Origin of the sequence: Nitrosophilus alvini (genome assembly GCF_015100395.1) — a bacterium.
Lineage (GTDB): Bacteria > Campylobacterota > Campylobacteria > Campylobacterales > Nitratiruptoraceae > Nitrosophilus > Nitrosophilus alvini.
Genome location: NZ_AP022847.1, coordinates 702114 through 728121 on the forward strand (window position 1 = coordinate 702114; position 26008 = coordinate 728121).

Annotated in this window: 26 protein-coding genes and 1 pseudogene; 16 read left to right on the forward strand and 11 right to left on the reverse strand. The window is 36.8% G+C overall.

The window, feature by feature from the left end; genetic code table 11:
• Window positions 1-61: 61 nt before the first annotated feature.
• The 8 genes from EPR_RS03665 to folD all read right to left on the reverse strand — a co-directional run bounded on the left by EPR_RS03665 (window position 62) and on the right by folD (window position 6930).
• Window positions 62-1531, reverse strand: a complete 1470-nt coding sequence (locus tag EPR_RS03665) for a leucyl aminopeptidase (RefSeq protein ID WP_200763924.1) — start codon at window positions 1529-1531, stop codon at window positions 62-64.
• Between the two features lie 59 nt (window positions 1532-1590).
• Entirely contained in the window at window positions 1591-2151 is a 561-nt protein-coding gene (locus tag EPR_RS03670) for a DedA family protein (protein WP_200763925.1), read from the reverse strand.
• Window positions 2152-2169: 18 nt separating this feature from the next.
• Window positions 2170-3375 (reverse strand): tryptophan synthase subunit beta, encoded by a 1206-nt coding sequence (gene trpB / locus EPR_RS03675; protein WP_200764150.1) that lies wholly within the window; start codon window positions 3373-3375, stop codon window positions 2170-2172.
• Window positions 3375-3926, reverse strand: a complete 552-nt coding sequence (locus EPR_RS03680; RefSeq protein ID WP_200763926.1) for an adenine phosphoribosyltransferase — start codon at window positions 3924-3926, stop codon at window positions 3375-3377. Before EPR_RS03680 ends, trpB begins: the two co-directional genes overlap by 1 nt.
• Before the next feature lie 102 nt (window positions 3927-4028).
• Complete coding sequence (rpiB, locus tag EPR_RS03685; protein ID WP_200763927.1) at window positions 4029-4466, reverse strand: ribose 5-phosphate isomerase B; 438 nt, start codon at window positions 4464-4466, stop codon at window positions 4029-4031.
• 15 nt (window positions 4467-4481) lie between these two features.
• On the reverse strand, window positions 4482-5156 hold the full coding sequence (locus tag EPR_RS03690; RefSeq protein ID WP_200763928.1) for a site-2 protease family protein: 675 nt from the start codon (window positions 5154-5156) through the stop codon (window positions 4482-4484).
• 111 nt (window positions 5157-5267) lie between these two features.
• The gene (gene lepB / locus EPR_RS03695) at window positions 5268-6032 is read right to left on the reverse strand and encodes a signal peptidase I (protein WP_200763929.1); all 765 of its coding nucleotides are present in this window, start codon (window positions 6030-6032) and stop codon (window positions 5268-5270) included.
• 52 nt (window positions 6033-6084) lie between these two features.
• Window positions 6085-6930 carry a bifunctional methylenetetrahydrofolate dehydrogenase/methenyltetrahydrofolate cyclohydrolase FolD gene (folD, locus tag EPR_RS03700; RefSeq protein WP_200763930.1) on the reverse strand — a complete coding sequence of 282 codons (846 nt, stop codon included), beginning with the start codon at window positions 6928-6930 and terminating at the stop codon, window positions 6085-6087.
• 106 nt (window positions 6931-7036) lie between these two features.
• On the opposite strand from folD, the gene EPR_RS03705 reads away from it, so the two are divergent.
• From EPR_RS03705 to EPR_RS09345, 7 genes and pseudogenes are all read left to right on the forward strand, one after another.
• The gene (locus EPR_RS03705) at window positions 7037-7372 is read left to right on the forward strand and encodes a cytochrome c (protein ID WP_234697174.1); all 336 of its coding nucleotides are present in this window, start codon (window positions 7037-7039) and stop codon (window positions 7370-7372) included.
• Between the two features lie 8 nt (window positions 7373-7380).
• Window positions 7381-8331, forward strand: coding sequence for an HpcH/HpaI aldolase/citrate lyase family protein (locus tag EPR_RS03710; RefSeq protein ID WP_200763931.1), 951 nt, complete (start codon window positions 7381-7383; stop codon window positions 8329-8331).
• Window positions 8332-8415: 84 nt separating this feature from the next.
• The gene (locus tag EPR_RS03715; protein WP_200763932.1) at window positions 8416-9015 is read left to right on the forward strand and encodes a GNAT family N-acyltransferase; all 600 of its coding nucleotides are present in this window, start codon (window positions 8416-8418) and stop codon (window positions 9013-9015) included.
• Window positions 8999-11065 carry a TonB-dependent receptor plug domain-containing protein gene (locus EPR_RS03720; protein ID WP_200763933.1) on the forward strand — a complete coding sequence of 689 codons (2067 nt, stop codon included), beginning with the start codon at window positions 8999-9001 and terminating at the stop codon, window positions 11063-11065. Before EPR_RS03715 ends, EPR_RS03720 begins: the two co-directional genes overlap by 17 nt.
• Before the next feature lie 2 nt (window positions 11066-11067).
• Window positions 11068-11610, forward strand: coding sequence for a hypothetical protein (locus EPR_RS03725; protein ID WP_200763934.1), 543 nt, complete (start codon window positions 11068-11070; stop codon window positions 11608-11610).
• Window positions 11600-12319 (forward strand): sensor histidine kinase, encoded by a 720-nt coding sequence (locus EPR_RS03730; RefSeq protein WP_200763935.1) that lies wholly within the window; start codon window positions 11600-11602, stop codon window positions 12317-12319. The genes EPR_RS03725 and EPR_RS03730 overlap by 11 nt, the downstream gene beginning before the upstream one ends.
• A gap of 18 nt (window positions 12320-12337) precedes the next feature.
• Window positions 12338-13546, forward strand: a pseudogene (locus tag EPR_RS09345) (EAL domain-containing protein); the annotation flags it as partial.
• Here EPR_RS09345 and EPR_RS09295 read toward each other — a convergent pair.
• Window positions 13536-14441, reverse strand: a complete 906-nt coding sequence (locus tag EPR_RS09295) for an energy transducer TonB (RefSeq protein WP_200763937.1) — start codon at window positions 14439-14441, stop codon at window positions 13536-13538. The pseudogene EPR_RS09345 and the gene EPR_RS09295 overlap by 11 nt on opposite strands.
• Window positions 14442-14581: 140 nt before the next feature.
• Between EPR_RS09295 and hemL the strand changes: the two genes are divergently transcribed.
• The 3 genes from hemL to EPR_RS03755 all read left to right on the forward strand — a co-directional run bounded on the left by hemL (window position 14582) and on the right by EPR_RS03755 (window position 16836).
• Entirely contained in the window at window positions 14582-15868 is a 1287-nt protein-coding gene (hemL, locus tag EPR_RS03745) for a glutamate-1-semialdehyde 2,1-aminomutase (protein ID WP_200763938.1), read from the forward strand.
• Window positions 15869-15975: 107 nt separating this feature from the next.
• The gene (locus tag EPR_RS03750) at window positions 15976-16284 is read left to right on the forward strand and encodes an AtpZ/AtpI family protein (RefSeq protein WP_200763939.1); all 309 of its coding nucleotides are present in this window, start codon (window positions 15976-15978) and stop codon (window positions 16282-16284) included.
• 9 nt (window positions 16285-16293) lie between these two features.
• Entirely contained in the window at window positions 16294-16836 is a 543-nt protein-coding gene (locus tag EPR_RS03755; protein WP_200763940.1) for a hypothetical protein, read from the forward strand.
• Here EPR_RS03755 and EPR_RS03760 read toward each other — a convergent pair.
• Together EPR_RS03760 and rpoD are read right to left on the reverse strand one after the other, a co-directional pair.
• Window positions 16824-17516, reverse strand: coding sequence for a hypothetical protein (locus EPR_RS03760; RefSeq protein WP_200763941.1), 693 nt, complete (start codon window positions 17514-17516; stop codon window positions 16824-16826). The genes EPR_RS03755 and EPR_RS03760 overlap by 13 nt on opposite strands.
• A gap of 13 nt (window positions 17517-17529) precedes the next feature.
• Entirely contained in the window at window positions 17530-19359 is a 1830-nt protein-coding gene (rpoD, locus tag EPR_RS03765) for an RNA polymerase sigma factor RpoD (RefSeq protein ID WP_200763942.1), read from the reverse strand.
• Window positions 19360-19602: 243 nt separating this feature from the next.
• Here rpoD and EPR_RS03770 point away from each other — a divergent pair, with 243 nt between their 5' ends.
• The 6 genes from EPR_RS03770 to glyS all read left to right on the forward strand — a co-directional run bounded on the left by EPR_RS03770 (window position 19603) and on the right by glyS (window position 26003).
• Window positions 19603-20109 carry a 3-isopropylmalate dehydratase small subunit gene (locus EPR_RS03770; RefSeq protein ID WP_200763943.1) on the forward strand — a complete coding sequence of 169 codons (507 nt, stop codon included), beginning with the start codon at window positions 19603-19605 and terminating at the stop codon, window positions 20107-20109.
• A gap of 72 nt (window positions 20110-20181) precedes the next feature.
• Entirely contained in the window at window positions 20182-21249 is a 1068-nt protein-coding gene (gene leuB / locus EPR_RS03775; RefSeq protein WP_200763944.1) for a 3-isopropylmalate dehydrogenase, read from the forward strand.
• Between the two features lie 10 nt (window positions 21250-21259).
• The gene (locus tag EPR_RS03780) at window positions 21260-22459 is read left to right on the forward strand and encodes a CCA tRNA nucleotidyltransferase (protein ID WP_200763945.1); all 1200 of its coding nucleotides are present in this window, start codon (window positions 21260-21262) and stop codon (window positions 22457-22459) included.
• Window positions 22456-23292 carry a formyltetrahydrofolate deformylase gene (gene purU / locus EPR_RS03785; RefSeq protein WP_200763946.1) on the forward strand — a complete coding sequence of 279 codons (837 nt, stop codon included), beginning with the start codon at window positions 22456-22458 and terminating at the stop codon, window positions 23290-23292. The genes EPR_RS03780 and purU overlap by 4 nt, the downstream gene beginning before the upstream one ends.
• A gap of 26 nt (window positions 23293-23318) precedes the next feature.
• Window positions 23319-23783 carry a tRNA (cytidine(34)-2'-O)-methyltransferase gene (locus EPR_RS03790; protein WP_200763947.1) on the forward strand — a complete coding sequence of 155 codons (465 nt, stop codon included), beginning with the start codon at window positions 23319-23321 and terminating at the stop codon, window positions 23781-23783.
• A 171-nt stretch (window positions 23784-23954) separates the two neighbouring features.
• Window positions 23955-26003, forward strand: coding sequence for a glycine--tRNA ligase subunit beta (gene glyS, locus EPR_RS03795; RefSeq protein ID WP_200763948.1), 2049 nt, complete (start codon window positions 23955-23957; stop codon window positions 26001-26003).
• The last annotated feature ends 5 nt before the right edge of the window (window positions 26004-26008 follow it).

A 26008-nucleotide genomic window follows, 5' to 3' on the forward strand; every position in this document is an offset into this window, starting at 1 on the left:
CTTTCACCCACACCCACACTAACACTCACACTATCACTATCACCCACACTCACACAATTATCTACGAATGCTTCTTATGGAAAACAAACTCTTTTTGCAGCCATTTTATGGCAAGTCTCACTCCCGCACCGCTGGCACCGTACGGATTGCATCCCCATGCCTTTTCAACGAATGCAGGACCGGCGATATCTATATGAACCCATTTGTCCCTGTTTTTTTCTTCAATAAATTCACTTAAAAAGAGAGCTGCAGTAATTGCTCCGCCGTATCTTGAAGAGCTTATATTGCAAATATCGGCAACTTCGCTTTTTAAAAGCTTAGGTAGATATCTATTGAATGGAAGTTCCGAGGCTAGCTCTCCGCTGGCATTTGCAGCGTTGAGTATCTTTTTGATAAGTGATTTGTTGTGCCCCATGATACCGCTTGTGTATTCACCCAGAGCAACGACACACGCACCGGTTAAAGTGGCAAAGTCTAAGATGAAGTCCGGTTTTACTTCATCTTGTGCGTAGCATAGACAGTCTGCTAGCACAAGACGGCCTTCAGCGTCTGTGTTTCTTACTTCTATGGTTTTGCCGTTTTTGGCTGTCAGGATATCATCGGGTTTGTATGCATTTCCGTTCACCATATTTTCAGCTGCACCGGCAATTGCATGAATTTCAACGGGAAGCTCCATCTCACTTGCGGCTTTTATGATGCCAAGCACAGCACAAGCGCCGCTTTTGTCCGATTTCATAGTAACCATAAAATCACTCGGTTTCAGACTGAGTCCGCCGCTATCATAAGTAAGACCTTTACCTACAATCGCTATTTTTGCTTTCGGATTTTTTGGTTTATATGTCAAATGTATGAGTCTCGGGGGGTTCGTACTTGCTCTTGCAACGGCCAAAAATGCGTTCATGCCGTTTTTTTCAAGATATTTTTCATCATATATCTTGCACTCTAGATTGTTCTCTTCTGCAAGCTTTTTTGCCTCTTCGGCCAGTTTTTCGGGTGTCATATCCTGAGGTGGATGGTTGACTATATCTCTTGTATAGTTGGTTGCGAGGCTTACGATTTTGGCTTCTTTTATCGATTTTTTTGCATTTTCAATTGTAAAGTCTTTATCACTGTAATCCTCTTTTGCCATATAAACATTTTCAAGAGGATGTGTCTCTTTTTTGGATTTGTATTTGTCAAAAGAGTAGCTTCCTAGTATAAAACCCTCTACAACCGCTTTGATATTGGTAATAGGACAGTTTTCTATATATGTACCGATTTTAACACTTTTTATACCGGTTTTTTTAAGCTTTTTGGCTGCTTTTGCCGCAGCTATTCTTATTTCATCATGATTTAACGACTTTGCTCCCACATACAGTTTTTTTAGATGCGGAAGAAAAGCGACCTCTTCAGGCTCTGCCTTGAAGTTTAGAAGTTTCAGATCCTTTTTATCCGTTACCCATTTATGCTCAAAATTTTTATCTATTACAAAAATTACTTCGCAATCCGCTTTTATTTCTGATAGTTTCTTATCATATACTTCAAAATTCATCCTCTTATCTCCTTCTATATTCTTGTATGAGTGTGGAAAAAGTCATTCATTGTCAATACCTATTTCTGTGTCGCTTTGTGAAAATAGTAATATATCCCTCCGCCGATAATGATTGCAAAAGGAAGAGCAAAATACCAGTGTTCTTTTGCAAAGTGAAGAATTTTAAGTATCTCTTCTCCAAATATATAAGCAAGTATTATTGTTATACTTGCCCACGCAATAGCACTTACGAAATTTATAAGAGCAAACTTTTTTGCATCATATCTTGTAAGACCAATCGCCATAGGAATTACTGTTCTCATGCCGTAGAGATATCTTTGTATAAAAATTACGGGCCAACCGTATTTTTTCAAAAGAAGATGGGCAAGGGCAAACTTTCTTCTTTGGGTTTTAAGTTTTTTATGTATATATTTTTTGTTAAATCTGCCTGTGTAAAAATATATCTGGTCACCGATAAAGCCTCCAAGAGATGCTACCGTTATAGCTGTAAATATATTCATATCACCTGTATGACACATAACTCCGGCCATGACAAGACCTGTTTCACCCTCCATTATACTCCAGATAAAAAGTATTACATAACCATACTCTCTTAACCACTCGATAAAAAGTTGTTCCATCTGCTCCCCTATGTTTTATCAGTCGAAACTGAGCAATTCTTTTGCCTGAATCATATCTTTGTCGCCTCTGCCGGAGAGGTTTACGATAATAAGGCTGTTTTTAAGCATCTCTTTGTCCATTTTTTTAAGATATGCTATTGCATGGGAGCTTTCAAATGCCGGGATGATACCCTCTTTTTGACTCAGCCATACAAAAGCATCTAGTGCTTCTTGATCGGTGATATTATCATATTTTACTACGCCCAGATCCTTTAAATAGGAGTGTTCTGGACCGATTCCGGGATAATCCAGACCGGCACTTATGGAGTGGGCCTCAAGTATCTGCCCGTCATCATCTTGCAGAACGTAGCTCATCTGTCCATGCAGCACCCCTGGACTTCCTTTTGCGAGGCTTGCCCCATGTTTTCCCGTTTCGAGTCCCAGACCTCCGGCTTCTATACCTATGCACTCTACCTCTTCTTCATCCAAAAAGGCATTGAATATTCCTATGGCGTTGCTTCCGCCTCCGATGCATGCTATTACATAATCCGGAAGTCTATGTTCAGCTCTTAGTATCTGTGCTTTTGCCTCATATCCGATAATTCCCTGAAAATCTCTAACCATCATTGGGTAGGGGTGCGGTCCTGCGACTGTCCCTATAACGTAAAATGTATCTCTTGCATTTGTAACCCAGTGTCTTATGGCCTCATTCATAGCGTCTTTGAGGGTTCTTGAACCGTTTTTGACACTATGGACTTTTGCGCCAAGAAGCTTCATTCTGAAAACATTGAGTTCTTGTCTTTTGACATCTTTTTCACCCATGAATATTTCGCATTCAAGTCCGAAAAGAGCAGCCATGGTGGCAGTTGCAACTCCGTGCTGTCCGGCTCCTGTTTCTGCTATGACTTTTTTCTTACCGAGTCTTTTCGCAACTAGACCCTGAAGAATAGTATTGTTGATTTTATGTGCACCGGTATGGTTGAGGTCCTCTCTTTTGAGATAAACTAAAGCACCCAACTCGTCAGATATGTTTTTGGCAAAATAGAGCGGGTTTGGACGTCCTATATAGTTTTCAAGATAGTATCTTGCCTCTTTCCAGAAATTTTCATCAAATCTTATCTTTTTATAATCCTCTTCCAGTTCAAAAAGAATAGGCATTAACGTTTCGGGAACATATCTTCCGCCGAAAATCCCGAAATGGCCTTTTTCATCTGGATCGTAACTGCTCGGTTTTGGTATATACATCAATCAATCTCCAGTATAGTGTAAACTTTTGTAATATCTTTTAGTTTTTCTTCCCCTTTCAGGAACTTAAGGCCTATCAGAAAACAGGCTTCAATACATTCTGCTTCTACTTTGTTTATCAGATTTGCCGCGGCAACTGCCGTTCCTCCTGTAGCAATCAGGTCATCTATAAGCAGAACTTTTGCGCCTTTTTTATGTCCAAATGCATCTATATGTACTTCTATTTCGTCAAAGCCGTATTCGAGAGAGTATTTTTCGGCAACGGTGGTATAAGGAAGTTTCCCTTTTTTCCTTATTGGTACAAAGCCTATCTCAAGCCTTGCTGCCAGAGCGGAGCCAAATATAAAACCTCTGCTTTCAATTCCCGCTATATAATCTAAATCATACTCTTTGTATCTTTTTTCAAGATGATCAATAAGCAGAGAAAATGCCTGTTTATTGTTTAAAAGTGTAGTTATATCTTTGAAAACAATTCCCGGTTTAGGAAAATCTGGAATATCTCTTATGGACTCGAGCAGAAATTTTTTGTCACTTTCGCTTAGATATGCCATTTTGTATCCTTTTATCAGTCTCTGAACATAAAAACTTTCATCGCAATCATAGCGGAAAAAAGTATTCCAAACAGAATGTACCCAACTGTTTCTATTCCCATTTTATTGCTCCAGGTTCATTATCTTTTCGACTCTTCCGGCGTGTCTACCACCTTCAAACTCGGTTTTGCTCCAGGCATCTATGATAGATTCTATAACCCCTTTGCCTACGACTCTTTCTCCGAAACATAAAATATTTGCATCATTGTGCGCTCTTGCCATAGCTGCAGTATAAGCATCGTGGCACAAAGCGGCTCTTATGCCTTTTACTTTATTGGCGGCTATGCTCATGCCTATACCGGTTCCGCATATCAAAACGCCGAAACTGTTTTGGTTTTGCGCCACTTTCATAGCAACTTTTTCAGCAAAATCGGGATAATCGACTCTTTCGGCACTTTTTGGTCCAAGATCTTCAACTATATATCCTTTTTTGAGAAGAATTTCCTTTGCAAAATCTTTAACTTCAAATCCCGCATGATCGCTAGCTATGTAACATATCATTTTTTATCCTTTCCATTAGAATTGTAGCAAATTTATACCTGTAATCTGAGAAAGAAATATTAAAAGAAAATAGACCGGTGAAAAGAGAATCATACTTAGTGGAGTAGCTATTACTATTATTAGTATTATCATTCCGTAAGGCTGGATTTTTTGGTAAAACTCTACAAGTTTATACATTTTCATCTTAAGAGCGGTATATATAAGAGCATTTGATCCGTCAAGAGGCGGAATAGGCCATAGATTGAAGATACCAAGGACTATATTTATCTGGATTAGTTTCACAAAAATCAAAAATAAAATCAATTCGATTATGCTTTTTGGTTCGCCTAAAATTGTAAGTAAAAGTGTCGCAATAGCCGCAACAGTGAAATTATATCCGACTCCTGCTAAACTTACGGCAATGGCGGCTTTCTCTCCACCATTTCTTAAAACAGTTCTCATATCCACAGGAACGGGTTTTGCCCATCCAAATATAAATCCGGCATTAAGTATATAGAGCATTGCAGGTATGATAACAGTACCTACAGGGTCAATGTGCTTTATAGGATTTATACTTAGCCTTCCTTCATCTTTTGCTGTAGAATCGCCATATCTGTAAGCAACATATCCGTGCATTATCTCATGTCCAACAACTGCGATAACAAGTGCGACAATAGTGGCGATAATGGTAAAAATTTCTAAAATATTCATAGTAGCCTTTAGGTTTATAATTCGTGACTCGTGACTCGTGATTCGTGACTGCTTATATCCATACTAACACTATCATTCACACCACACCCACACCCACACTTACGCTTACGCTTAACGTCCCTTTTTCATCTCCTCTTCAATCATACTGACCGTTTTGCCTATCCTCTCCCATCTTATTTCATAATTTTTATCCCAGCTAAAATAGATAAACCACGGCTTTCCTACGATGAGTCTGTAAGGAACGCTTCCCCAGAATCTGCTATCGTTTGAATGGTCTCTGTTATCTCCCATCATAAAAAATTCATCATCAGGTACTCTTACTGGCCCAAAGTTAAATATCTGCGGTGGAAATCTTCCGTCGTTTATGACTTCCGGATCGTTATGGATACCGGGATGATCGTTTCTATATGGATCTTTAACCCACAGCATACTGTTTATTTCAACGATATTTTCTTTAGGATAGTTATTTTTTATAAACTCATCTCCTTCATGAGGATGCAGATAGAGTGATTTTTCATGAACAAAAAGATAGTCTCCTCCCACTGCCACACATCTTTTAACGTAATGAATCTTTTCATTTACAGGATACCTGAAAATAACTATATCTCCTCTTTTTGGCCTTTCTCCTTCTATTATGTGACCGTCGCCGTCATTATCAGGCCAGACCGGTATTTCAAGCCAGGGAATATGCGGAGTAGGAACTCCGTATGCAAACTTTTTGACAAAAAGGTGGTCTCCTATCAAAAGTGTATTTTTCATACTCCCGCTCGGTATAACAAATGCCTGAGCAACAAAAAAAATAACCAGAAGAACGATAACTATAGTGCCTGTCCAAGTATTTGACCAGTCGTAAAATTTTTTAAACGCTTTTTTCAACTTTCCCCTTTTTAGTTAGTGTTAGTGTTGGTGTTAGTTATACAATAAATTCTCAATTTCGTCCTTTTGCCGCTTTTATCGTGTTTTTGAGCAGCATGGCTATTGTCATTGGGCCCACACCACCGGGGACCGGTGTTATGAAACTCGCTTTTTTACTTACATGTTCAAAATCCACATCACCGACGATTTTCCCATCTTCGGTTTTGTTGATGCCTATATCTATGACTATGGCACCCTCTTTAACCATATCTTCAGTGATAAGTCCGGGTTTTCCCACACCTACGACAAGTATGTCTGCTCTTTGCGTATGGCTTTTAAGATCTTTTGTGTATATATGGCATATATCTACTGTTGCGTTGGCATTGAGCAAAAGTGCAGCCATCGGTTTTCCGACTATATTGCTGGCTCCTACCACTACAGCATCCATTCCCTTTGGATCTATATGGTATTCATTCAGAAGCTCCATAACTCCAAGAGGCGTACATGGTACAAAACTATCAAGTCCCGATGTAAGCCTTCCCACATTGTACGGATGAAAACCGTCCACATCCTTTTTGGGAGATATTACTTCAAGAATTTTTGTAGAGTCTATATGTTCAGGAAGCGGTAACTGAACCAGTATTCCGTCGATATTTGGGTTTTTATTCATCATCTCTATCGTTTCTATGATCTCCGCTTCACTTATGGAAGATGGCATCTCATGGGTTATTGAGTAGATGCCGACCTCTTTACATGCTTTTGCTTTCATTTTTACATATGTATGGCTAGCAGGATCGTCTCCTACAAGTATGACTGCTAGGCCCGGCACAATATTTCTTGTCTGTTTAAGCTCTTCTACCTCTTTTTTCATCTCGTCTTTGATCTTTAAGGAGAGCGCTTTACCGTCTAAAATAGTCATGAGAACCTCTTTTTCGATAGAGTAGTTTTTCTTCTTACATTCACTTTTAAAAATATTTGGTATGATAGCAAAAATAGATTTGATATTGGTTTAAGCAAGGATTTGGGTGATTAAAAAAAGCGTGATTTTGATTTTGATGCTTGTACTGGCAAATGCTGAAGACTCTTTTATAACCAAAAAAGAGTATGCTCAGATGCTATATAAAAACCCCAGAGGAATAGGCTGTAATCTCTGTCACGGTGATGATGCCAAAGGAAAAACGATTGCCTACTATGTAGAAAAAGGAACTAAAACTCCACTAAAAACCCCTGATATAACTGGGCTTAGATTTAAAAAGTTTTATGAGGCGCTCAATTCATCCAAACATAGACTTATGCCAAAATACTTTCTGACAAATGAAGAGATAAAAATCCTCTACTACTATGTAACATCAAAAAAATAGGAAAACTCATGATTTTTGAAGATACTGCTTTTCTCAATGAGCTTTTGGAAAAAAGGAATATATACGGTTTTGACGATTACATAAAAGAGCCGGGTAGGGTAAAAAAGTCTATTCAAAATCCAAAAAGTGCTTTAATGGTTTCAGCTCATCAGATAAAGCATATGAACAGACTTGATTGTTTGAAAGCAGATATAGCGATGATAAATCTCGAAGACGGTGTTAGCAGTGAACTCAAACCTTTTGCTTTAAAACTTGCAGCCGTTTTTCTCTCACATATCAAAACTTCTGACTCAATGCTGGTTGTTCGTATAAATCCCCTGGGTGAAGGGGGTGAAGAGGAGATAGGTTTATTGAACCGGGTTAAACCTGATGCTATCAGAGTTCCTAAGATAAAAAATGCCGAAGATGTCCAAAAAGCGCTTACACTCATAGATGATGATATAGATGTTCATCTCTCTATAGAAACAAAAGAGGCTTTCTTAAATCTCGAAAAACTTAAAATTGATAAGAGAGTAACCTTTTTTTACCTGGGTATTTTAGATCTTTTAAGTTCACTTGATATTCCGCAGGGGATTTTAAAAATCGAGAATCCAACTATCGACTATATACTCACACGCTTTTTGGTAGTCTCTAAAGCGGTAGGAGCATATCCGGTCTCTTTTGTATATCAGGACTACAAAAACTTAGAAGAGTTTGAGGAGTGGTGCAGATATGAAAGAGAGATGGGATACAGCGCAAAAGGATGCATATCTCCGTCTCAGGTAGAAATAGCTAACAGAATTTTTAAAATTTACGATAATGATATAGAAAAAGCGATCTATATCGTCAGGAGATTTGAAGAGATGAGAAAAAAAGGTATAACCGGATTTGTGGATGAAAATTACGGTTTTATAGACGAGCCGATATATAAAGATGCGCTAAATATTATCAAAAAAGGAAAATTCTCTACAAAATTGTAAAAATTTTCTTTCCTTACACCATTTTTTAAGTTGAAAATTTAAGATTGTGAGCTAAAATAGAAAAAAACAGAGGAAGGAAAGAAAATGTTTAGATTTGTAGAGGCCGATACGGAAGAACTGCTCGATAAAGTTTTCAGATTCAGATGCAAAATAATGTGTGAAGAGAAAAAGTTTTTAGATATTAACGATTTTCCAGATAAAAAAGAGAGAGACAAATATGATGAATATGCAATTCAGTTTGCGGCTCTAGATGAGAATGATGAGGTTTGTGCCTGTGTAAGGCTGATACACCATTCACCTATAGGATATCCTACGGAAAATAATCTGGAGTTTGACAAAGAAAAATATAAATTTGACAGAGAAAAATTGTGTGAAGTTTCAAGGATTTTTATAGATAAAAAATATAGAAATATGAAGGATACAAAGGTTTTGATGGAATTTGTCAAAAAATATGTCTATTTTAAGATGAAAGATTTTGGAATTGAGTATAGTTATGGTGCTCTTGAAAATAATTTTATTAAACTTCTTAATATTTTTAAAATTCCTTACAAGAAAATTGGAATTGGAAAAGAATTTTATTCTGTTCTGAGATATCCATGCATAATGTATGTTGAAGATTTAGAAAATATAAATCCTGGTTTACTGGAAGAGTGGGAGAGACAAAGAGATGTGCTCAAAGTTTAAGTTTTTAATGATAACAGCTATCGTTTTATTGAATAGCAGGTTTGTATATGCGGAGGAGCCGGACAAAATATTGACACAAATAAGCGGCGAACTTGAAAAATATAAAGAGGTTGCTACAAAGACAAAAGAGAATATCCACTATCAGCCCTTTATTATATCAGTTTATGAGGGAAAGGAACTTGAAAAACTGGGTATTACAAATCTAAAAGAGGCTCTCGAACTTGTTCCCGGTGTGGATATGGCAACAGATAATATCGATAACAAAACACCTATCTTTAGAGGCTCCAATCCTTTCGCATACGGTCAGTCGAAACTTATAATAGACGGTGTTGTTGTAAACGATCTGATGTATGACGGATACTCCAACTATCTATATATGCCGATAGAAGTTATCAAAAGGATAGAGGTAGTCAGAGGACCGGGAAGTAAAACGGATGGAGTTAATGCATATGCAGGGTCTATAAATGTCATAACATATGCGGAAGAGTTTAAACAGTTGAAAAACAAAGACACACTATTTATAAAGGCTGGGTCATATAATTACAAAGCGGCTGGATTTGTAAAAAACTATAAAAAAGGGGATCTTAAAATATATACAGATTTTTACTATCAAAAAGATAATAAAAAGTTGCCTATAGGCTATGATGGGTTGAGTCAAGGTATTTTTGGTGATATTAATAAAAAACTTTCAAGGTCAGGCAAAGCTCCTTTGTGGCTTAGAAACTACTCTCTTGGTATTACTGCAAAGTATCATGATTTTACTCTTAAAGCGAGAACGCTTTACTATAAGCATGGAAGTGCATACGGTATAAACGCCATTTTGCCGGAAGATGAAGATTTTATGAAATTTCCAAGTAATTATATGGAGATTTCCTATGATAAAAAAAGAAAGAATATTGAAACAGTTTTAAAAGCAGGCATTAAATTTGATAGTTTCTATAGTCAGTCAAAACTTGCTCCTGATGGTTTTGTGCTTCCCAGTCTTTCTAATCCCTCCATACCAGTGCCTTACCCAAATGGCTTTTATGGTATACATGAAGCTAAACAGAGAACCTTTTATCATTCCAGCTTTTTGAAATATACTGGCATAGATAAGCATAAATTGACGTTCGGTTACTATCTGTCAAAAGAGGAGACCTACAAGGTAGTCACTAAAACTACTGACAGAGATACCGGCACAGGTCTTGTGGACTATAGCGACTCCTATCCTTTTTTCGATGAGGATGCAAAAAGATATACCTATATCATCTCTTTTCAGGATAAATACGACTACAGTGATAAACTGAGTCTTTCGTACGGTCTCAACTATGAAAACAACACACATATAAAAGGGCAGCTAAATCCCAGAGTATCTTTTGTCTATCTAAAAGATAGCGAAAACATCTTCAAAGCTATGTATAGCCGGTCTCACAGAAACCCCTCATGGCAGGAGTTATATACGAAAAATAATCGTGCAAGAAGAGGAAATCCGGATCTAAAACCGGAGATAGTTCACGCTTTTGAGACCGCATATATAAAAAAGTTTTCTGCTGACAGTTATATGCAGGCAAATCTTTTCTATCTCATAAACAAAGACCAGATAAACAAGGCAAACGCCGAAAACGAATATCGAAATGCTATGGATACAGATATCTATGGTCTTGAACTTGAATATAAGGGGAACATAACACACAAAGATCTTATATATATGACATATTCCTATGTGGACGGTAAAGATAATGAAGATCACCATCTGGCCAATGTCGCAAAGCATATGATAAAGGGATACTATCTCTACAACATCACAAGCAAAGTTGCATGGAGTCTGACGGGAAAATATGTGGGCTCCAAAGAGCGGGTATATTATGATAACAGAGATGAACTTGATCCATATTATTGCTTCGATACGTCACTGAGGTACAGAAACTACAAAAAAAAGTATACTTTGCAGTTTTCTGTAAAAAATATGTTTAATAACAGCATAAAATACCCTTCTGAGCCGTATACGTATTATGATGATTATCCGCAGGAAGGAAGAAACTATATGTTTACATTTAAGAAAGAGTTTTAGATATGAGAAAAGCAGTCCTAATATTGTTACTGTTTAAAATTTTTCTTTTTGGATACAACTATAATGAACTATTGTTAAAAGCTCAGGCTTCGCTGTTTCCTAAACTGCTGCTTCTTGATAAAAAATTGAATGAAAAACTTGTGAACGGGAGTATAGTCTATACTATAGTCTATAATGAAAATGACGAATACACCGCTCTTGAAGTAAGAAATATGATAGTAAAATACCATGACCATCAACTTGGAAATTACAACTTTTCTATCAATATGGTAAAATATTCCGAAATATCCTATGATTTCGATTCAACTGCGGTTTATGCTCTGAATTCCGCAGAAGAGGATATGAGCAGACTGGGATATATTGTATTGTCAAAAGGTATAATATCTTTTGCTTATGATATCAAAAATCTCAAATATGGATTTCTATTTTCATTAATGATAGAAAATACCACTGTTATTTATATGAATAAAAATACATTGAAACTCTACAAAACAGACTTTATTGACGAACTTTATCATTTAGTCAGGTTGGTTGATGCAAAATAGATATAATAAAAGTCTTTCGGGAAAAATTATATTTTCTACTGCACTTATGTCCGTCCTTATTCTTTTTATAATCTTTTTTGTATTTGAAAAAATCAGCAAAACCGCATTAATGGATGTTGAAAAGGAGAAAGCCAATCTTATAGCACAGACAGTCGAGCCTTTTATAGCACTTGATATCTATCTTGATCTGGATGGAAAAATAGATCAGATAGTAAAGCAGTTGATACAAAACCCCAATATCTTAGCAGTAAGGATTTTTAAAAAAGGGAAAATTTTAAAAGAAGCGAAATCAAGCAGATATAAAAACAACTGGGCTAACTCTTTTTTGATTGTCAGAGATATACACAAACCCAATACGGGAGAAAAAATAGGAAAATTAGAGATACTCTACTCAAGTACTCACTACAATGAACTTGTTAGTAAATATACATATGTTATTCTTGGCTTAAGCGGTATTCTTGCTTTTATTTTTATACTTTTTAGTATGCAGGTTCAAAAATATCTCTATCCTCTAAGAGATATAGCTACAAGACTTAAAAACTACTCACCTAAAAAAGGTATTATAAAACTGCCGTATGAAAACGAGAACAATGAAATCGGTCTGATCTCAAATACTGTCAACGAGATGCAAAAAAGAATAGATGAGTATTCAAAGCTTCAAAAAAGAGTAAATAAAACACTTGAAGAAAAAGTAAAAGAGAAAACATAAGAACTTAGAAATCAGCTTTATACAGACTCACTGACACTGCTTCCGAATAGATTTAGTCTTATGAATGATATCGATGAAGAGAGTGAAGAGATACTTTTGATAATAAATATAGACGATTTTAGAGAGATTAACGATTTCTACGGTCAAATTGCGGGCGATAAGGTTTTAAAAGGTTTCGCAAACAGACTAAAAGTTATAATTAAAGATAAAAATATAGATATCTACCGCCTTTCGGGAGATGAATTTGCACTCTATATACATACTCCTATGACAAAAAACGATCTTTCTCACTATATAAACTCATTGATCGATCATATTGAAAAGATGATTTTTTATCATGAGGACAATGAAATTTCTATACGAGTGACTATAGGCGCTACGCTTGATATGGAATCTGCTCTTGAAAAAGCTGATATTGCGTTAAAACACGCTAGAAAAACCAGAAAGCATTTTATGATTTATGACGAAAATCTAAAGATAGAGAAACAGTACAAAGAGAATATGGAATGGGTCAAAAAAATAAAAAAAGCAATAAATTATGATAGAGTGGTTCCTTATTTTCAACCTATTTTCGATAACAGAACAGGGAGTGCGGTCAGCTTTGAGTGTTTAATGAGAATGACTGATGAGAATTATGATCTATATCTACCTGGTGATTTTCTTGAAATAGCAAAAAAAAGTAGACTCTATTCGGAGCTTACCAAAAAAATGGTGACAAAATGTTGCGAACATTTTCAAAATATCGATTGTAAATTTTCTATAAATTTGTCGGTAGATGATATCTTAAATGAAGAAGTGGTTTGGTATATAAAAGATGAGATAAAAAAATATAAAGTAGAAGATAAAATAGTTTTTGAGATTGTAGAATCAGAAGGTATAGAAGAGTATGAAGAGATTGCAAAGTTTATATCCGATATGAAAAAGATGGGATGTAAAATTGCGGTGGATGACTTTGGTACCGGATATTCAAATTTTGAACATCTCTTAAAACTGCAAATAGACTACATAAAGATTGATGCCTCTTTGATAAAAAACCTTGAACATGATAAAAATGCTGAGATTATCGTTAAAACGATTGTAGATTTCGCAAACAGACTCGGTATAGGAACAGTTGCTGAGTTTGTAAGTTCGGATAAAATTCTTGCCAAAGTGAAAAAGCTTGGAATAGGATATTCTCAGGGATTTTTTCTTGGAAAACCGGCACCTGATACTGTAATTATTGAATAAGTTTATACTGAACGTATATTTTGATTTTTGTTGTTTCCCGCGGTCTCGGATAGTCTTTATATGCTGTCTCAATCGTTTCTATAGAGTTTTTATCGAGTATGGTGTAGTCTGAGCTTTTTATAACTTTCAGACCGCTTATATCCCCGTTTGGATGGAGATAAAATTCAACTATACAGACTCCTTGTTGTCCTGTTCTGGCGGCAATTACAGGATATCCTCTTTGACTGAGATAGCGTTGTGTTATCTCTCCTATTTTGTCCAGATTTTCTCTGATAAACTCTTTTTGTCCTTTTGTAAAGGTATCGAAATCATCCTTATATAGTTTTCTATATTTTTCATCTTCAATTGATTTGCTTATATCTGTAAGTGAGGGAAGTTTTTTTAGTGAAGATGAGAGAGGAGATGCTTGTGTCGGTGTTGGTGTGGATTTAGGCTTGGGCTCAGGCTTAGACTCAGGCTTAGACTCAGGTTTGGGTTCAGGCTCTAATTCGGGCTCAGGTGTTTGTACCGGTGCAGGGGTGGGCTTAGGTTTTGGTTTGGATTTGGGTTCAGGTTTTGGCAGGGGACTTGGTTTAGGCTTAGGCTTAGGTTTAGGTTTAGGTTTTGGCTTAGATTTTGGCTTAGATTTTGGCTTTGGCTTTGGTTTTGGTGCCTCTTTCTTTACTATCTTGGGTTTTGGTTTAGGTTTGGTCCTTGGAGTAGGTTTTATAGGCACGTTCTTTATCTGTTCCGTTTTTTGTTGTTGGTTAAAGCTTGATAGATTTAAAGATATGCTCTTTCTCTCTTTTGCTTTTAAAGAGGGTATTTCAGGTGTCTTTATTTCGTAATAAAAGAGTAAAAGTACAATAGAATGAATTATAAATGATATAAAAAAAGCTTGCCTTTTTCTTGACATTGTCCGCCTATAAAATTTAGTTATATAAGTAATTGGTGTTTGGTATATTAAAATAGAGATTATATAGTTTTAATATCTATTAATCAATATTTTTGTAATATTCAGTAAGTTTTTTGGTATTAAATCAAAGAGAGGTGAATATGAAAATCCAAAATAGTATCAAAGCTTTTGAAGAAGCTCAAAAGTATATACCGGGTGGAGTCGATTCTCCTGTAAGGGCGTTTAAAAGCGTGGGAGGTACGCCAGTTTTTATAGAAAAAGGTGAAGGTGCATATCTGTACGATATCGATTCCAACAGATATATAGACTATGTGCAAAGCTGGGGGCCGTTGATTTTTGGACATGCAGATGAAAAGACACTTGAAGCGGTTACGGAAACTGCAAAAAAGGGCCTTAGCTTTGGTGCTCCTACCCTTTTGGAAACAGAGCTGGCAAAAGAGATAACAGATCTTTTTGACACTGTTGATAAGGTTAGGTTTGTAAATAGTGGAACAGAAGCGGTTATGAGTGCAATCAGGCTGGCAAGAGGATATACAGGACGTGATGATATTGTTAAATTTGAAGGGTGCTATCACGGCCATAGCGACTCACTGCTCGTTCAGGCGGGAAGCGGTGCCGCTACTTTTGGAAATCCAAGCTCTCCCGGAGTTCCGGCTGACTTTACAAAGCATACTCTGCTGGCAAGATACAATGATATAGAAAGTGTAAAAAAGTGTTTCGAGTCAAGCAGTGAAATAGCATGTGTTATCTTAGAGCCTATTGCAGGAAATATGGGGCTTGTACCTGCTGATGAAGAGTTTTTGAAGGAACTTAGATCTCTTTGTGATGAAAACGGTACACTATTGATTTTCGACGAGGTTATGAGCGGATTTAGAGCAAGTCTGAAAGGTGCGCAGGGGCTTACTGATGTAAAGCCTGATCTTGTAACACTTGGAAAAGTCATAGGCGGTGGAATGCCGGTAGGAGCTTTTGGAGGAAGAGAAGAGATAATGAACAGCCTGTCTCCTGAAGGCCCTGTTTATCAGGCAGGAACTCTAAGCGGAAATCCGGTTGCAATGGCTGCGGGGCTTTCTACTATCAAACGCCTTAAAGAAAATCCTGATATATATGAAGTTTTAGAAAACCGTGCCAAAAAACTTGTGGGGGGTATGAAAGAAGCAGCCGAGAAATGCGGCATAGCTCTGCAGATAGATGTAAGAGGAAGTATGTTTGGATTTTTCTTCAATGAAAATCCTGTAAAAAATTTTGACGATGCATTAAAATCAGATACTGAGCTTTTCGCAAAATTTCATGCAGCGATGATAGAAAGAGGTGTTTATTTTGCCTGCAGTCAGTTTGAAGCAGGATTTATCTGTACTGAAACGACAGATGAGCTTATAGATGAAACTATAGAAAAAGCGAAAGAGGTATTCGGTATCATTAAGTAGTGTGAGTGTAGGTGTGAGTGTGGGTGTTGATGTTCTCTTGCTAACACTAATACTAACACAAACACCAACACCAACACTAACACTAGCACCAACGTTGAGGAAAAAAGATGGGTAAGCAGCCAAAATACAGAAAGATAATTGAAGGTGCCGAGGCATTGTCTCTGGGTGTCTCTATTGTTGTAGCTATACTTATAGGGGTAGGGATTGGAATATGGATGAAAAACTTATTTGGATATTCATGGCTTTTGTGGTTGGGAGTTTTCTGGGGGGTAGCTGCAGCCGGTTTGAATATCTACAAAGCATACCAGAAACAGAAAAAAGAGCTTGATGAGCTTAAAAACGATCCAAAATACAAAAACTATATCGACAAAAGCGATGAGACCGATTTTGAAGGACAGGATGTTTATGAGAAATAGGCAGAATTGATGAAAATATTTTTTAAGGTTCTTTTGGTTATTGATTTTATGGTAATTATATTTTGTCTGATAAATAATAATTTTATATGGATGCTGAATACTCAGGTTGCTCTTTTGGGTTCATTGGCTGTCTCGTTTGGAACATATATAAGTTACAAAAAAGTGGTGGAAGAGAAATCTAAGGAGCATATTGTAGCAGATAACAGAGATGTTTTGGAAAAGATAGAAGACCCATATTTTGTTTATGATGAAGAGAGCGAGAGTGAAGGAATTGACGAAAAAACTTTTAAAGAGATAGTGGTCGAAGAGAAAAAAAAGCTTAAGAGCCCAAAAACTGCTCTAAAAAACTTTGTTTTGACTTCAAAAGGATTTTTATCTATATATAGAATCGCAGCGTATGCTTTTTTAGCTGTAACTTTGCTTATGCTGATAGACAGAAAAGTTCTTGATATATTCTCTTATCTTGTAGGGCTTTCAATAGTTCCTGTTTCTGCGTTGATAACTTCTTTTGTTTCCGGGAAAAAAATCGGTGGGGAAAATCAGTCGTTGTAGATTATTGGTGCACTGATTGTAATGCAGTTTTTGTGTGTTTCTATATAGCCGTTTATCTCTTGAGCCAGCTCTTTTAGTTCATCAAAACTACTCTTTTTTATGTTGTCACCGCATATATCAATTGCAAAAAGGGTATATTTTTTCTGTTTAAGTTTGAGATATTCGCCGATTTTGAAATAGAGTTTTGTTTTGATCTCTTTCGAATCCAAAAAGAGTTCATATATGTGATTGAGCAGTTTTATAAAGTACTCTGTTTTTATTTTTATTTCCGGAAAAGTGGGGTCAAGGATTTTTGTAAACTTTGCATCTGTTTTTGTTGCATTGGCGCTTATACATAGATCGATTAAAGCGTATATATTTGTGATTTCTCCCACATCTTCTTCTATGTTTTCTATTTTCATGGAAGGGTATTGATATAGCTTTATACCTATATTTTCATCGTTTTCATATCCTACGCATATTCCAAAAAATTTAAATCTGCCAAATTCAAGATTTACAAATGTTGTTTTAAATCCGTATGAGGCGCTTGCGTAGCTCAGAGCGAGCTCATATAGTACGCTTGGAGCAACCGAACCTATAAGGAACTGAGCTTCTTGGTTTAAAGAGACGACTTTCCCCTCTTTATTGAACATCAAGAAGGGATTGAAGTCGTACTCTATCCACTTTTCAAAAAAGTCCATTTCAGATCAGCTCTTACTCTTCTATATAGTTTTTAAGTTTTTTGCCCACTTTAGGATGTTTTAGTTTTTTGATGGCACTCGATTCTATCTGTCTTACTCTTTCCCTTGTGACATTTAGCTCTTTACCTATCTCTTCAAGTGTTCTGTCGCTTTCATCAGGCATAAGGCCGAACCTCATTCTGATAACCGCCTTTTCTCTCTCGTTGAGCTGATCAAGAACGTCTTCTATCTGATGTTTGAGATCCTCTTTCAAAATAGCCTCAAGAGGATTTACAGTACTTTTGTCTTCAATGAAATCACCGAATTTTCCATCTTCGTCACTTCCTATAGGAGCTTCGAGACTGATAGGTTCTTTTGTTATTTTGATGACATTTTTTACTTTGTCGACTGATAATCCAACCTCTTTTGCTATAGTCTCTACATCAGGTTCTTTACCTGTTTCCTGTAGATGTTTTCTTATGATTTTGTTGATTCTGTTTATCGTTTCTATCATATGAATAGGAATTCTTATAGTTCTTGCCTGATCGGCAATGGCTCTTGAAATCGCCTGTCTTATCCACCAAGTTGCATAGGTGGAGAATTTATATCCTTTTTTGTATTCAAACTTGTCAACGGCTTTCATAAGTCCTATATTGCCTTCCTGGATAAGATCGAGGAAAGGCAGGCCTCTGTTTGTATATCTTTTAGCGATTGAGACGACAAGTCTAAGGTTTGATTTTGCCATTCTGGTTTTGGCTTCTTCGCTTATTTTTTTACCTCTTTTTATCTGCTCAAGTATCTCGGCAAGTTTCTCAGGTTCCAGGTTGAAACCTTTTTTGCTTGCCTCTTTTGCCTGGAACAACTTTTTTATCTCCATATAGGTGCTGACCATAGTTGCTTCCGGAACGGCCGCAGCTATCTCTTCTTTAGACATATTTACAATATTTTCAAGAAGTTTTTTATGATCTTCTTTAAGCTTTTCATTGAAAAGAGGAAGTTTGTATTCTAGTCTTTTAAGCTCTTTTTCAAAACCCTCATCACTTTTCAATGCCGTTTCCATAGACTTTACAAGTTCATTGATGAGTTTGCTTGTAGGGCCAAGATCAAGCAATTTTTCTTTAATAATTTTCTTTTTAAATGACAAAATGAGCTGATGATGAAGCTTTTCCTCTTCAGATGCATCTTCAGGAAGCTGTTTATCTCTGACTTTGAGCCACTCTTTTTTCGCTTTTTCAAGAGCTTTAAAACTCTCAATTACCTTTTTCGCTCTTTTTGAGTTTTTTGTAATTTTAGCGCTCTCTTTGCTCTCTTCGGTTTCCTCTTCCTCAGTCTCCTCTTCTTCAAAACTTTTGAAAAGCTCTTTTACTCTTCTTTCTCTGTTTATAAGAGGTTCTTTGTAATCTAGAATAAAATCGATCAGATAAGGGACAGAGCAGATTGCATCGAGAATGATATTTTCTCCCATCTCGATCTTTTTGCTTAGCTCAATCTCTTCTTCTTTTGTAAGCAAAGGAATCTGACCCATCTCTCTGAGGTACATTCTTACCGGACTATCGCTTCTGCTCCATTCCAGAAGGTCTTTTTCTTTCATCAGGTCAAACTCTTCTACCAGTGCCTCGTCACTAACCTTCTTTTTTTCCTCTATATCTTTTTGTTTCTCTTCTATATTCATGAGTTTGGCGGCTTCTGAAGAGGTGATAAGTCTTACGTTATATTTTTCCATAAGATTTTTTATCTTTTTTGTCTGCGCCAGAGTGGGTTGTTTTTCAAAAAGTTCCACTAAATTTTCATATGTTATGTATGAGTCTTTATGCTCTTTGAAAAGCTCTTCGATTTTTTTGTTTAGTTCTTTAGCAGTTGCCATAGTGGGAATTCTCCTTGTGAAAAAGGGGTATGTGTAGAAAATATCTAATCATGCCCGATTATACATAAAAAAGTTTAAATTTACATTAATAATTAACTTTAAACTTTAACAGGTTTGAAGATAGATTGGAAAATAGACTGTTAGAGCTGTTAAGGCTTATTTTACAAAGATTTTGTTTTAAATGTTTTTTTGGTAGAATTGCCCAAAATTTTAAGGGTCTTTTTTGCCCATAGAAGGAAAGGTATGAATACTATAACCGGAAAAGTCTGGAAATTCGGTGACAATATAGATACCGATTTGATAATAGCTGCAAGATATTTGAATACTTCCGATCCTCACGAGCTTGCGAAACATGTTATGGAAGATGCCGATCCCGAATTTGTAAAAAAGATGAGTCCGGGTGATATTATAGTCGCGGGTGAGAATTTCGGATGCGGAAGCAGCAGGGAGCATGCTCCTATAGCCCTCAAGGCTGCAGGTGTAGCTGCTGTTGTTGCAAAAAGCTTTGCGAGAATTTTCTATAGAAACGCTTTCAATATGGGACTGCCTATATTTGAACTCAAAGATGCCGATAAGATAAACGAAGGGGACTTGATATCGATAAAAATGGATGAGGGTGTTATAGAAGATATAAACAAAAACGTAAAATATAAATTTACGCCGATTCCGCCTTTTATGCAAGAACTTATTGCATGCGGAGGACTTATAAATTATGCAAAGGCACAGATTCTTAAAGAGAGTGACAGATAAAGTTTAGGATTGGGTAATGCTTTTATATTTATCTGATTTTATTGCTTTGTCACTTATAAAAATGGAGGATATATGAAAAAATATAGAATAGCTGTTATTAAAGGTGACGGAATAGGCCCTGAAATTGTAGAGGAGGCGATAAAAGTTCTTGATGCCGTATCCGTTGCGGAAGGTTTTGAAATCAGCTACAAAGAGTTTCTTTTAGGCGGGGCTGCTATCGATGTTACGGGTGAACCTTTGCCTGAAGAGACTATAGAAGGTGCAATGAATGCCGATGCAGTTCTGTTTGGTGCTATAGGCGGTGAAAAATGGGATAACCTTCCAAGAGACAAAAGACCTGAAACTGGTCTTTTAAAGCTTAGAAAGGCTTTGGGAGTATTTGCAAATCTAAGACCCGTAACTGTTTATGATGAACTTATAAATGCCAGCACCTTGAAACCGGAAGTTATTCAGGGCGTTGATCTTATGGTTGTACGTGAGCTCATCGGCGGCATATATTTTGGAGAGCCCAGAGGAAGAGAAGGCGACAAAGCTTTTAATACGATGGTTTACAGTGTAGATGAGGTTAAGAGGATCGCGAAAGTAGCTTTTGAAATAGCGATGAAAAGAAAAAAGAGAGTCACTTCTGTTGATAAAGCAAACGTTCTTGAAGTAAGTCAGCTCTGGAGAGAGAGCGTAGAAGAGGTTGCAAAAGAGTATCCTGAAGTAACTCTTGAGCATATGTATGTGGATAATGCGGCGATGCAGCTTGTACGCGATCCAAAACAGTTTGATGTTATTTTGACCGGAAATATTTTCGGTGATATACTGAGTGATGAAGCAAGTATGCTTAGCGGTTCCATCGGTCTTCTTCCTTCCGCTTCCATAGGCGAAAAACATGGTCTTTACGAGCCTATTCACGGCTCTGCTCCCGATATTGCCGGACAGGGTATCGCAAATCCTATTGCTACTATTGCGAGTGCAAGTATGATGCTTAGATATCAGCTTGGAGAAGATGCTGCGGCAGACAGAATAGACAGAGCCATCAAACAGGTTTTGGCAGAAGGATACAGAACAAAGGATCTCAGCTCATATGATGCAAAAGAGATAGTCTCTACCAGTGAGATGGGCTCTTTGATAGCTCATTACGCTTCAAAATAAAAATTATGCAATGGAAGAGCATGAAATAAAAAGATGGGATATAGGCTCCCATCTTTACGAACTTCTACCTTTGAGGTTAAAAAAAGAGCTTGAATTTCTGAAAAATTTCTTCGATCCATATACACATAGAATATATCTTGTAGGGGGAGCCGTTAGAGATCTATACAGGATCTATACAAAACAGGTAAGCCCCGAAGAGGCGAATATAACGGATATAGATATTGAAGTGTATTCTGTCGAGCCCCATTTTTTTGATGAATTGATGAAAAAAATAGGTGCAAAAGGTGTAGGAAAATCTTTTTTTGTATATAAATTTGGATCAAATATCGATATAGCACTTCCACGAATCGAGAGAAAAATCGGTGTTGGTCATAAAGCTTTTGAAGTAAAACTGGCATATGATGAAAGAGAGGCATCGAAAAGAAGAGATTTTTGCATGAACGCTTTGATGCTCAATATATATAACTGCAATCTTCTCGATTTCTGGGGAGGGCTCGATGATATATTGAACAGGAGAATAAAGATTATAGATGAAGAGAAGTTCAAAGAGGATAGCTTAAGAGTTCTCAGAGGTATGCAGTTTGCTGCTAGATTTGGATATAAGATAGATAAAAAAAGTGCTGAAATTATGAAAAAGATAGATCTTGATGATTTGAGCAAAGAGAGAATTTTTTGGGAGTTTGAAAAACTTTTCGGGGCAAAATATCTACATTTTGGGTTATATTATCTTTTATGCCTAAAGATTTCGGAAAAAATACTTAAAATTAGTCCCAAAAAATATGAGTTTTTCAAAATCTCAAAAGAGCTTGCCAAAAAAAGAGAAAAATTTCAGCCTCATCTTAAAAAATTCTATTTTTTATATATATTTTCAAAAAATTTACATAGAAATCCGCTGTTTTTTTTAGATAGAATAGGAGCTACAAACGAGTATCGAAAGGCTCTTAGCAAACAGAAATTTGTTCCGAAAAATATAACGGACAGGTTTTTGGTAGCTCTTTCTATGCTCTATCCTATCAGAGACTGGCTTGGAAATTATGCTGATGAGGTAAAGAAAAGAGCTCTTATGCTTGGCGTATGGGATAGATGTTTTGACGGAGGAGTAACACCCAAACAGCTTATCAAAGAGGGCTACAGTGGTAAAGAGCTTGGAATAGAACTTAGGCGCAGAAGACTTGAGATAATTAGAAAAAGATATAAGGGCAGAGTATGAAAAACTATAGAATTTTGATCGATTGTAAAGATGAAAAAGGACTTGTTTACAAAGTTTCCAAAGTTTTTTTTGAGAATGATCTCAATATTGTAAAAAATGACGAATTTGTGGACAGAACAAACGGTAAATTTTTTATGAGAAGTGAAGTAAGCGGCAGAGTTGAAAAAGACAGATTGGCTGTAGCTTTAAAAGATATACTGCCGGAAAATGCAAATATCAAAGTAATCGAGCCTAAAAGAAAAAAGATAGTGCTAATGGCAACGAAAGAGTCGCATGTTCTGGGTGATATACTCATAAGACATTTCGACGGTGAACTTGAGGTGGATATAGTTGCTGTTATATCCAATTATGATCTGCTTAGACCTCTTGTTGAGAAGTTTGATATAGAATATTTTCATGTCCCTCATAATGGTCTTGAAAGAAGCGAACATGAAGAAAAAATATTGGATTATCTAAATCTTTTCGAAAATATAGACTATATTGTTCTGGCAAAGTATATGAGGATTCTGACTCCGGGTTTTGTGGAGAAGTATGAAAATCGTATCATAAATATTCATCACTCGTTTCTTCCCGCTTTCATAGGAGCCAATCCATACAAACAGGCGTATGACAGAGGTGTTAAAATCATCGGTGCAACTGCACATTTTGTAAATAACAATCTGGACGAAGGACCTATAATAGCTCAGGATGTGATACATGTGGATCATACATATTCATGGGAAGATATGAGAAATGCAGGCAGAGATGTGGAAAAAGTTGTTCTTGCAAAGGCTTTGAAACTGGCTGTTGAAGACAGGATATTTGTATATGCGAATAAAACGGTGATATTTTAGTGTGAGTGTGAGTGTGGGAGAAAAGGGTGTTTAATATTGTATTGGTAAATCCCAAGATCCCTCCAAATACCGGAAATATAGGCAGACTCTGTGTCAATACCGGTTCAACTCTGCATCTGGTTAAACCTTTGGGATTTGATATAGATGAAAAGAGTGTCAGAAGGGCGGGGCTTGATTACTGGCATAAACTGGACTTGATGGTTTGGGAGAGTCTTGAGGAGTTTTCTGAAAGTATAGATTTCAAAAGAGCTTTTTTTGCAACTACCAAAAGCGATAAGCCGTATTTTGAAGTTAACTACAAACCGGGAGACTATCTGATTTTCGGTAGCGAAACCGAAGGCCTTCCGATGGAGTTTATGCAAAAAAACTGGAAAAACGCTGTAACTATTCCAATGACAAAAGAGGGCAGAAGTCTCAATCTTGCAGTTAGTGCAGGTATAATTCTATATGAAGCTATAAGGCAGAATTTCGATACATTTAAGGGTTTGTGATGGGAAATTTTTTTGACTATATTATGATTGCTCTTTTTGTACTCTTTATGATCTGGATAATCGTAGGTTATCACCACCAGAGGGGGCACCATAAGCGAGATGAAAAGTAGTTTTGGATAAAATAGCCGATTATTAACAAGAGTGATAAGAGATATTATTTAAAGGAAAGAGATGTTCAAACCTCTTTTGATAGAAATAGGAACGGAAGAGCTTCCTGCAATTCCTTTTTTAAAAGAGTTACCGAATATAGAAAAAAAGTGGGCGAAAATCCTCGAAGAGAACAGTCTGCTATGCGAATTTGATTTTTATTTTACTCCCAGAAGATTGGTTTTATGGCACCCGGAATTTCCGGAAAAACAGCCCGATAGTGAAGAGGAGTTTTTCGGAGCGCCGGTTGATATCGCTTTTAAAAACGGAGAGCCTACAAAAGCGGCAGAGAGTTTTGCAAAAAAGTGCGGTGTAGGTATAGATGAGCTTGGACGTGCGCAAAAAGGCGGCAAAGAGGTGCTCTATTTCAAAAAAAATATAGAAGGACGCCCTTCACCCGAGATTCTGGGTCAGATGATAGAAGCTTGGCTCAAAAGCCTCAATTTCGGTCGTGCTATGAGATGGGGGGAGCTTAAAGAGAGTTTCATAAGGCCTATTAGATGGAGTATTGTAAATTTCGGTGAAGATTTTCTTTCATACCGGTTTTACGATATCCAAAGTTCAAATTATACATACGGGCACAGAAGCGTATCTATGGAGCCTGTAGTTGTAGAAAACCAGAGCGATTATTTCGAAAAACTCAAAAGTTACGGCGTTGTTCTTTATCAGGATCTTAGAGAAGAGAAAATAAAAGAGGGATTTGAAGATATTGAGAAAAAAGAGGGTCTCTCTATCCAAAAGGATGAAGAGCTGCTAAGAGAGGTTGTGGCAATAACCGAATTTCCCACATCGCTTAGCGGAGAGTTTGATAAAGAGTTTCTGAAACTGCCGCCGGAGGTTATCATAACCTCTATGAAAGAGCACCAGAGATATTTTCCCTGTTTCAGAAATGGTACACTTACTAACCGTTTTATCGTAGTGTCGAATGCCAAAACGGATGATTTCTCTTTTGTTGTTAGAGGAAACGAAAGAGTTCTCAAAGCTAGACTTCAGGACGCCATCTTTTTTTATGAGAAAGACCTGGAAAGAGGTTTTGATGTGGAGGGACTGAAAAATATCATATTTATGGATGGTCTGGGGTCTGTATTTGATAAAGAACTAAGAGAGCTTGCAATTGCGACAAGACTTTTTGAAAAATATAAAGAAAAGCTTATAAAGGAGAGTTCTCTTGAGGAAGGAGAGCTTAAAGCGCTGATAGAAAGAGCCGTTATGCTCTCAAAAGCGGATCTTCTTACCGAAATGGTTTATGAATTTCCGGAACTGCAGGGAATTATGGGGTATTATTACGCTCTTGCACTGGGTGAAGATCCTCTCGTAGCAGAAGCTATAAAAGAGCAATACCTTCCAAAAGGTGAAGAGAGTGAACTTCCTTCGACTCTTTTTTCTTCCCTGATAGCTCTTTCATACAGGATTGATACTCTGATGGCGCTATTTTCTGTTGGCAAGATCCCTACGGGTTCACGTGATCCCTTTGGGCTCAGACGAGCGGCTGCCGGTGTTATCAGAATAGTTCTGGATAGGAAACTTCCCTTTGATCTCTCAAGTATATTTGAGGAATTTAAGGGCGAATACAAAGAGTTCGATATAAAAGAGCTTGAAAACTTTTTCTTAGAGAGAATCTATCAATTTTTCGATGTGAATCCGTCTATTATAAAAGCCGTTATAGACAGCGGTGAGAGAGATATCGTCGAAATAGCGAAAAAAATAGAAGCGGTTGCCCAGATTGCCGAAAGCGACTCTTTCAAAGAGGTGTTTACAACATTTAAAAGGGTTGCAAACATAGTAAAAGACCTTGATCTCTCATCAGAGTTGAAGGTTGATGAATCGCTTTTTGAGAGCAGATTTGAAAAAGAGCTTTATGAGAAGTACAAAGAGGTGGTCTGCAAAAAATATGACTCATATGAAGAGCGCCTTGACGCACTTTTTTCACTGAAACATCAGCTTGACAACTTCTTTGACAACGTTCTTGTAAATGCGGAAGATGAAAAAATCAGAACAAACAGAAAAAATCTGATCGGTTCTATTTACAGATCTTTCAAAGAGATAGCCGACATAAAAGAGATTAGCATATAATTTTT